Annotated in this window: 7 protein-coding genes and 3 pseudogenes; 9 read left to right on the forward strand and 1 reads right to left on the reverse strand. The window is 36.1% G+C overall.

Features of this window, described 5'->3' with window-relative positions; genetic code table 11:
* Positions 1–226: 226 nt before the first annotated feature.
* A pseudogene (locus tag JCM19033_RS22875) lies at positions 227–409 on the reverse strand (recombinase family protein); the annotation flags it as partial.
* A gap of 482 nt (positions 410–891) precedes the next feature.
* Here JCM19033_RS22875 and JCM19033_RS21175 point away from each other — a divergent pair.
* The 9 genes and pseudogenes from JCM19033_RS21175 to JCM19033_RS21210 all read left to right on the forward strand — a co-directional run bounded on the left by JCM19033_RS21175 (position 892) and on the right by JCM19033_RS21210 (position 8,453).
* Positions 892–1,659, forward strand: a complete 768-nt coding sequence (locus JCM19033_RS21175) for a FadR/GntR family transcriptional regulator (RefSeq protein WP_054637824.1) — start codon at positions 892–894, stop codon at positions 1,657–1,659.
* A gap of 104 nt (positions 1,660–1,763) precedes the next feature.
* On the forward strand, positions 1,764–2,453 hold the full coding sequence (locus JCM19033_RS21180; protein WP_198153618.1) for a cyclase family protein: 690 nt from the start codon (positions 1,764–1,766) through the stop codon (positions 2,451–2,453).
* Between the two features lie 61 nt (positions 2,454–2,514).
* The gene (locus JCM19033_RS21185) at positions 2,515–3,903 is read left to right on the forward strand and encodes an amidase (protein ID WP_198153619.1); all 1,389 of its coding nucleotides are present in this window, start codon (positions 2,515–2,517) and stop codon (positions 3,901–3,903) included.
* 27 nt (positions 3,904–3,930) lie between these two features.
* On the forward strand, positions 3,931–4,479 hold the full coding sequence (dctP, locus tag JCM19033_RS21190; RefSeq protein WP_054637825.1) for a TRAP transporter substrate-binding protein DctP: 549 nt from the start codon (positions 3,931–3,933) through the stop codon (positions 4,477–4,479).
* Between the two features lie 47 nt (positions 4,480–4,526).
* Positions 4,527–4,943, forward strand: a pseudogene (gene dctP, locus JCM19033_RS21195) (TRAP transporter substrate-binding protein DctP); the annotation flags it as partial.
* Between the two features lie 839 nt (positions 4,944–5,782).
* A complete protein-coding gene (locus JCM19033_RS27785; RefSeq protein ID WP_306301429.1) occupies positions 5,783–6,142 on the forward strand; it encodes a TRAP transporter small permease in 360 nt (119 codons plus the stop codon).
* Position 6,143: 1 nt separating this feature from the next.
* Positions 6,144–6,320 (forward strand): hypothetical protein, encoded by a 177-nt coding sequence (locus JCM19033_RS27790; protein WP_306301430.1) that lies wholly within the window; start codon positions 6,144–6,146, stop codon positions 6,318–6,320.
* Positions 6,317–7,597: a TRAP transporter large permease gene (locus JCM19033_RS21205; protein WP_054637827.1), complete on the forward strand. Its 1,281-nt coding sequence runs from the start codon at positions 6,317–6,319 to the stop codon at positions 7,595–7,597. Before JCM19033_RS27790 ends, JCM19033_RS21205 begins: the two co-directional genes overlap by 4 nt.
* A gap of 301 nt (positions 7,598–7,898) precedes the next feature.
* Positions 7,899–8,453, forward strand: a pseudogene (locus tag JCM19033_RS21210) (recombinase family protein).
* Positions 8,454–8,558 lie beyond the last annotated feature (105 nt).

Here is an 8,558-nt window from a genome sequence, read left to right on the forward strand (position 1 = left end):
TATGTACACCTCTGAGAATTTTACAACTGTGGATTATGTTAGCTGCACTTTCACTTACCGTATGATTTCTTGTTTATAAAGCTTAATAGCATAATTCATTTCTTTATGGATACCATGATCCCCGGTATTTTCCTTCTTTTTCCGCTAGTTCAATGCCTTTCCGTTGTTTTTTCTTTAAGGTACTCCGTTCTAATTCACTAAATTCACTCATGACTTTTAGCAAGAATTAACTGGTAGGTGTTCTTGTATTACTTCCCATATTCATGAGGACAAGATGAACGTTTTTTTCCTGCAAGTACTCCACCAAATTCAATAGTGGCACCGTACTTCTGTCTAATCGGTCCATACGTGTGATGACCAAAATATCCTTTTCTTGAAGACGGTTAATCAAAGTATCTAGTTTTTCTTTCTTCTTCTTTTTTGGTTCGTAAGAAAGTTCATTCCTAAAGGGACCTTTTTATTTAGTTGCGTAGAGCGATCTAATCAAAATGGCAAGGGAACCAAATGTGGACTCGATTATAATTAGTTCTTTTGTTCTTCTACTCAACAGTAATGTGGTCCTGATATTTTTATACTAGGCATGAGTGAAAAACTCTAGGAGATAATCTTCCAAAATTCCTTTACCTTATGAGAATAACCTATATACTAATCTACAAATACCAAATACATATCTACTTTGTTCGATAAGTAGGATTAGTGTTTTTTCCCAGAAAATCTATGATTTCCTTTTCGGCAATAGGTTTTTTCATAAGATCTCCCTTGGTCAAAGTTTATTTTTTTGAATATTTATTAATTATACAAGATACTTTTGTTCATTTTCTTATTTTTTAACCTCCTCATCATTGATGAATAGGAACAAGGTATTTAAGTATAGGTAAAGGAAGTGGCGGAGTGGAAAAAATTAATGAGTTATATGAAAACAACCATGCAATGGAAAGAGGGTTTTCTTCAAAAACTGATATTTTAAACTATTTGTTATTAAAGTATTTGTCAAAGATGCAGACCCCAGTGGGGTCTTGGGTATTAAGAGATTTACTTCAAAAAGAGGGTCTTAATGTTAGTACAGCGACTATTGGACGTGCGCTTAAAAATTTGGACTCACAAGAGTTAACAAAATTAATAGAAGCACAAGGAAGAGTAATCACTGCAGAAGGAATTCAATATGTAAAAGTTTTTTCAGAAAAAATACGCATATACAATCTTCAGCAAAATATCATGGACGCTGTACAGCCCAAAAATATTGATGAACTTCTTGATTTAATGAGGGTTAGAAAAGCATTAGAATGCGAAACAGCAAGATTAGCTGCATTACGGGCAACTGATCAAAATATAGAAGTCTTAGAAAAGACTGTATGCATTCATGAAAAGTGTGTTGAAACAAATGATGATCCAACGAAGCCAGCTTTAGGCTTTCATGGCGAATTGGCTAAATCCTCCAATTTACGATTCCTCATTGCTTCTCTGGACTTGTTAATCAACGACGAATTATGGTTGGAAGATAGGTTTATAGAAATTACAAGAGAACGAGCAGATGAATATACTTTACACCATAGATTAATCGCTAGTGCTATAAGAGAAAGGGACCCAGATGAAGCAAACCACCAAATGGGTATTCATATGGATGCAATAATTGAAGACTTAAAAAACCTTGCAGACTAATAAGAGAAAGAATCAATTTAAGGAGGTGTTTAAATTGTAGATTCTAAGCTATATGATTCACGGAGATTAAATTCTTATTATTCAAAATATTAGGAGGTTTTATAATGGCAGAAAAAATAATTGATCTTACACTAGAAATTGATGATAACATTCCATCTCATAAGTTATTTCAAGCTCCGATCATAGTACCTCATTTAACTCATGAAAAGACTCAAGATTTCGGATTAGGTGTTGATGGTGACACTATGACGTTTGCAACTAGTTACATCGGTACCTTAGATCATATTGGTACGCATGTTGATGCATATTCACATGTGAATCCTGAGGGAGAAACAATAGAAAATATGCCTATGGAAATGTTTATGGGAAAAGCAGTTTGTTTAGATCTAACACATATTCCTGATTTGGGAGAAATTGATGTATCAGATTTAGAAGAGGCGGAAGAAAAAGCAGGTGTGAAAATTGATGGTCACATTGTCCTTTTAAATACTGGATTGCATAACAGACATTATCCTGATAAGAAAGTTTGTTGGAGTAATCCAGGGTTAACTGCGGAAGCAACTCACTGGCTTGCTGACCGAAACTCACAACTTCATGGTGTGGAAGGGCCATCAACCGATCTTCCTAGTAATAATCTTTTCCCTAGCCACCGAGTTTGTCGTGATCGAGGTATCTCTCATTATGAATGGCTTGTTAACTTAGAACAATTAGTAGGGAAAGGAGAATTCATGTTTTATGGCCTACCTCTTAAGTTCAAAAATGGTAGTGGTCCCCAGTTCGAGCTTATGCTGTAGTGAATGAATAAAGGTGCAGAGCCATAAACACTCAATTTTAAGACAAGGAGGGGTAGTGTTTTTGAATATTGAAGAGATGACAGCTATTGAGATTAGAGATGCTATCGCTTTGAAAAAGTTATCAGCTGTTGAAGTAATAACTAATACATTAGAAAAAATGAGCGCCCTTGAACCAAAAATAAATGCTTTTATTACAGAAACCCCTGAACTTGCAATAGAAACTGCTAAAGATATTGATAGAAGAGTAATGAATGAAGAAAAGTTAGGTTTGCTTGGAGGAGTTCCAATTTCCGTTAAAGACTTAATTAATGTTGGGGGAGTAAAGACCACATTTGGATCTGTCACTAAAAAAGACAATATTGTAACAATGGATGCACCTTCTGTTGCGCGTACTCGTGCTGAAGGCGCTGCTATTATAGGTAAAACATCAACCACTGAATTTGGAAGTAAAGCTGGTGGAGGAGACAATCCACTATCGGGGGTAACAAATAACCCTTGGAATTTAAGTAAGTGTCCTGGAGGTTCGAGTGCTGGTGCTGCTGCCTCTGTTGCTGCTGGTATAACGCCAGTAGCACTTGGAACTGATGGCGGAGGATCTGTTCGCATCCCATCAGCTCTATGTGGTCTTTTTGGAATAAAAGCTCAATTTGGTAGAGTGCCAGTTTTTCCTACAAGCGCTACCCCTACTTTGGCACATGTTGGTGTCCTATCTAGAGACGTAAAAGATGCAGCTTTATTGTTGCAAGTTACTTCAGGCTATGATACACGTGACCCTGCTAGTGTATCTGGTCCAGTACCAAATTTTCTAGGTGCTTGTGAAGAGTCTCCAGAGGGTTTACGGATTGCTTGGAGTCCTACTTTAGGCTATGCGAAGCCTAATTCGGAAGTACTGGAAATTACAGAAAAAGCTGTGAAGCATTTTGAAGATATGGGGTGCTCAGTGGACCTTGTAGAGAGAGTATTTGATGAAAATCCAATTGATCTTTGGACTACTGATTTTTATGCAGGCATTGGTGTGACATTAAGAGAAGAAAATCGTTCATTACTTGATCCGGCACTAGCTGAAGTTTTAGAGAAAAATCTAGATCACTCTGTTGGATCTTATTATGAAAAGGTATTTGAAAGAGCGCGGGTCAGGGATAAAATACGTACTTTCTTTGAAAAATATGACCTTTTACTTACGCCAACTCTTCCAGTATCTCACCTAGATGCTAAAGTAAACGTTCCCCCTGAGTTAAACGATTGTAATATCGTATCCTGGTCTTACTATACGTATCCCTTTAATTTAACAGGAAACCCTGCCGCCTCCATTCCATGTGGTTTTGATAAAAATGGGATGCCAGTAGGTCTTCAAATGGTTTCAGGGTTTAATAGAGAAATTGATATTTTTAAAGCTGCATCAAGCTTTGAAAAAAGGTTTTCATGCAAAAATCAAATGCCTACTATATAAAACAACGAGAATGGGGTGCTTTTTATAATGAAAACCGGCATAGTTGGAATCGGTTCTGTGCTTTTGTTTCTAGGACTAGTGGCTTGTGGTGGCGAAGAGGCTGGAACGGATGCAGAGACAGGCGATTTTGAAGAAGTGACTATTTCATTAGGAATTATTGATCCACCAACCGAACAATCACACTTTTACCAAGGAGTACTAGCATTGGAAGAACACTTGGAAGAAGCAACAGATGGTGCAGTTACTCTAGATTTGTATCCAAATAGTGAATTGGGTGGAGAACGAGAAATGATTGAGGCCGTTCAGATGGGAACATTAGACATGGTTGCTACTTCTACTGGTCCTTTAGGTAATTTCGCCTCTAAATCCTATGCCCTAGACTTCCCATATTTATTTCGTGATAGGGAGCATGTATATGCTGCATTAGATGGTAAAGTTGGAGATGAGATTGGTGCACAGTTAGAAGAAACTGGTCTATACAATCTAGGTTGGTGGGAAAATGGATGGTTGAATTATACCAACACCAGAAACCCTATAGAAGAACCAGAAGATTTGCATAATTTGGATATAAGGTAATGGAAAACGAAAATATATATTGATTCTGCTAGAGCTTTAGGGCTAATCCTACTCCAATAGCGTGGCCAGAACTTATTCCAAGCTTACAACAAGGTGTAGTTGATGGCAGTGAAAATCCAGTTAATATAAGTGTTCCTAATGGAATTCATGAGGCTCAAGATTACCTTACTGTATCCAATCATTATTATAGTCCAATATTGCTGTTGATTGACCAAGATTTATTTAACGGGTTTTCTCCAGAGTTACAAGAAGTGCTTAAGGAAGCAGCTAAAGAATCAAGTGATGCGCAACGGGATTACGTTGCCCAAGTTGAAGAAGAATATATCAACCAAGCTGAAGAAGATGGCTTAGAGATTGTAAGAGATTTTGACAGTGAACCATTTATAGAGATCACAGAATCAGTGTACGAAGCTTATGAAGATGAATACGGTGATATTCATCAACGTATTAGAGATATTGAATAACTCAATAACCCCACTATTCTTTCCATGGGACGCTAAGTTACTTTTGAATGTAGTTTGTCTTGGAACATAAAAGGAATTTTGTGTTTAAGATTCTATCTCCAGTTACAAAGAAAGGTGCTTGGGCATCCGTCTATCTTTCCAATTACTATATTTTATCCATTGAATTCTGGGAAGTTTTCGGATGTCAACAGCACTTAGTTTTTCATACTCTAATTTATAGACTATTTTGTTTTATTTTTTAGACACAGATTGAACATTGAACATGATTAGATCATAAAAAGACTCCTAGGCTAGGTACACGAGAATAAAAAGTACCCTGTCCCTTTGAAATTCATCCTGAAGAAAGGTATCTTACTCACTCTCTTTAGAGATTTACCTTAAGTTTTAGTATATCAATAATTAGTCATAATATCCACATCGCAACTTATTCCCTATCATGGATATACCAAGAAAATAGAGGAAATATGGAATACGATCACCTTGGTCTATAGAGTCTACCCACAATACATAGGAGATCGTTAAAAGTTCTTTTTCGCACAGTGAAGCAATTCCTTCTCCGAATTTACCGCTTAGACCAATCTTCTCCATCGCTCGAATTCTTCAATTGAATGGCAGGAGTATATTACTAGTCTGTAATTTAAAGCATAAGAGTCCAATTCTGAAGTGAAAAACGTCCATTTTTTACTTGTCGGTTACAAATCTAAATTTTGATGTTCATGTTATACATAAAGATTAATTCTTATAATCTCCGTATAATATAAAGTTTAGCTTTTAGGAGCATTTTATATAGAAGAACCTTTTATAGAAAGGGGCCAACGCCTATGAGGATTTTGCGATGGTTGGATGAGTATGCTGAAGAGGTTTTACTTTTCATTTTATCGGTCATTGCTGTCGTAATCGTTTTTATTCAAGTTTTTATGCGTTTTGTTATGGGTTCATCGTTGGCCTGGTCGGAAGAATTAGCTCGTTACTGTTTTATTTGGTTAGTTTATATTGGTATAAGCTATGGAGTTAAAAAACAAAGACACATTAAAGTAGATGCGGCTTTGTTGTTATTTAAAGAAAAAGGCAAAATTGTACTGGCTATGATAGCAAATATATTATTTTTAGCTTTCGCTATTCTGATTGTTATATATGGCCTACGAATAGTAGATGGCATTTTTGCTTCGGGTTCAAACTTCAGCAAGTCTTCCAATTGATATGGGATGGGTTTATCTAGCAACGCCTATTGGCATGGCTTTGGCAATTGTTAGAATTATTCAACAGTTAATCTTACAGATTAAGGCTATGATGGGTAAAGAAGACTTTCAAGTAAAAACGGAGCAAGAACTTATCCTAGAAGATAGAGTTGAAGATGGAAAGGATGAAGTGAAATGACGATAGCAGTTTTATTCGGCTCATTTGCGTTGTTTTTGTTTTTAACTATTCCAATAGGAATTGCTTTAGGTCTTGCATCCGTAGTAACTATTCTTTATTCAGGTTCGTTATCTATTGAGTTTTTGGCCCAGGGCTTGGTTACTTCAGTTGATTCTTTTCCATTGATGGCTGTTCCATTTTTCATTCTAGCCGGGGAAATCATGGGAAGAGGAGGAGTCTCTGACCGTTTATTTAATATGGCTAATTCCCTTGTTGGTAACAAGACTGGTGGTTTTGCGATAGCTACTATATGTACATGTTTATTTTTTGCCGCTATATCTGGTTCAGGACCAGCGACTGTCGCAGCCATTGGAGGTATTATGATTCCAGCAATGGTAAAGCAAGGGTATGATAAAAAATTTGCTACTGCCGTTGTGGCTTCTTCTGGTGCTTTAGGAGTTATCATTCCACCAAGTATACCAATGGTACTTTATGGAATTTCAGCAATGACCTCTGTAACAGATCTTTTTATAGCAGGAATTATTCCCGGTCTTCTAGTTGCTTTTTCATTAATTGTATATGTTTATTTTTATTCTAAAAAGAAAGGTTATAAAGGAACCAATGAAAAAACTAGTTTCAAAGGTTTTTTGTTATCTACTTGGGATGCCAAATGGGCACTCTTCATCCCAATTTTAGTACTGGGAGGGATTTATGGAGGGATATTTACGCCTACTGAGGCAGCTGTTATTGCTGTTGTCTATAGCTTAATTGCTGGCTTATTTCTGTATGGGGAAATAAAATTTAAACATTTACCAAGAATTTTTGTAGATGCTGCTCTAACAACAGCCACTATTCTAATTATTGTTGGCTCTGCCACAGCTTTTGGTCGGTTATTAAGTGTTGAAAGAATCCCGGCCCAAGCCAGTGAGTTAATGCTTTCTATTTCAGAAAATCCACTGATAATTATTCTTCTAATTACTATCTTTTTATTAATTGTAGGATGTTTTATGGATACATTGGCAGCAGTTATTATTCTTACTCCTATTTTACTCCCAATTGCTATAGACATAGGTTATGATCCAATTCATTTTGGAATTATTATGGTCGTTAATTTAGCCATTGGATTTATTACACCACCTTTAGGAGTTAATTTATTTGTTGCTTCTGGGATATCTGGTTTATCAATTGAGCACTTGTCAAAAGCGATTATTCCATTTTTTATTGCAATGGTCCTAACGTTAATTATCCTTATCTATATTCCACAACTTTCGCTCTACTTACCAGAGTTAAGACAATAATTATGTGCCATATATATCTAAAAGAAATCAACGTTCTTCGAACGTTGTTTTCTTTATTTCTTCAATAGTAAAGGTTCTGTAGAACAAGATTAAAAACCCTATGTCGTATTATGAATTAACATATTATCGAAAACGTTAGTTAAAGTAGATATAGATACTTAGTTTTTGAGATGTCTTTTGAAACTAAATTAAGGCTAAATATCCAAAAGTTTTGGGGAATTTTATAGGATGGCAAACGAATTATCAAAAACGAACCTTTTTGATAACATGAAAGTAAGTAAATCAAAAAGGGGTTACAAAAATGTTATTTGGGTATGCGCGTGTGAGTACAAAAGATCAAAACCTACATATGCAGTTTATTGCGTTAAAAAAAATATGGAGTGGACGAAAAAAAATATCTACTCAGAAAAAGTCACAGGAACCAAAAAAGACCGTCCGGCCTTTAATGAAATGCTCAAGTATCTCCATGAGGGAGATACTGTTGTCGTTTACAAACTTGATCGTATCGGTAGAAGCACAAAGCACTTGGTAGACTTAATCAATGACTTTCAGGAGAAAGGCATTAACTTCGTTTCCATTAATGAAAACATAGATACAACAACGGCAATGGGAAAACTAGTCTTTACCATTTTCAGTGGACTCGCACAATTTGAGCGTGACATTATCTCAGAGCGAACGAAGTCTGGGTTGGATGCAGCAAGAGCTCGAGGACGAAAGGAGGAAGACCAAAAAAGACCAATCCAAGTTGGAGTTGGCCTTTAGGATGTATGATAGTAAGGAGTACAGGATTAAAGAAATATTGGAGGCAACAGGAATGAGCCGTGCTACTTTTTATCGTTATTTGAGTAAAAAGTAAGAGTACTCTCTCTAAAATAACTTTAGGTGTATTTAAAAACCATATTTTTGTTCTCTTTTCTCAAAAGCCTCCTGTCCACCTTCCAGAATTTCGCATACATGCGAT

This window comes from Thalassobacillus sp. C254, assembly GCF_001310615.1.

Bases quoted from the DNA above. Each gene is read 5' to 3' on its own strand.
- JCM19033_RS21180 (WP_198153618.1), top strand. From the start codon at position 1,764: ATGGCAGAAAAAATAATTGATCTTACACTAGAAATTGATGATAACATT.
- dctP (WP_054637825.1), top strand. From the start codon at position 3,931: ATGAAAACCGGCATAGTTGGAATCGGTTCTGTGCTTTTGTTTCTAGGA.
- JCM19033_RS27790 (WP_306301430.1), top strand. From the start codon at position 6,144: ATGGGATGGGTTTATCTAGCAACGCCTATTGGCATGGCTTTGGCAATT.
- JCM19033_RS21205 (WP_054637827.1), top strand. From the start codon at position 6,317: ATGACGATAGCAGTTTTATTCGGCTCATTTGCGTTGTTTTTGTTTTTA.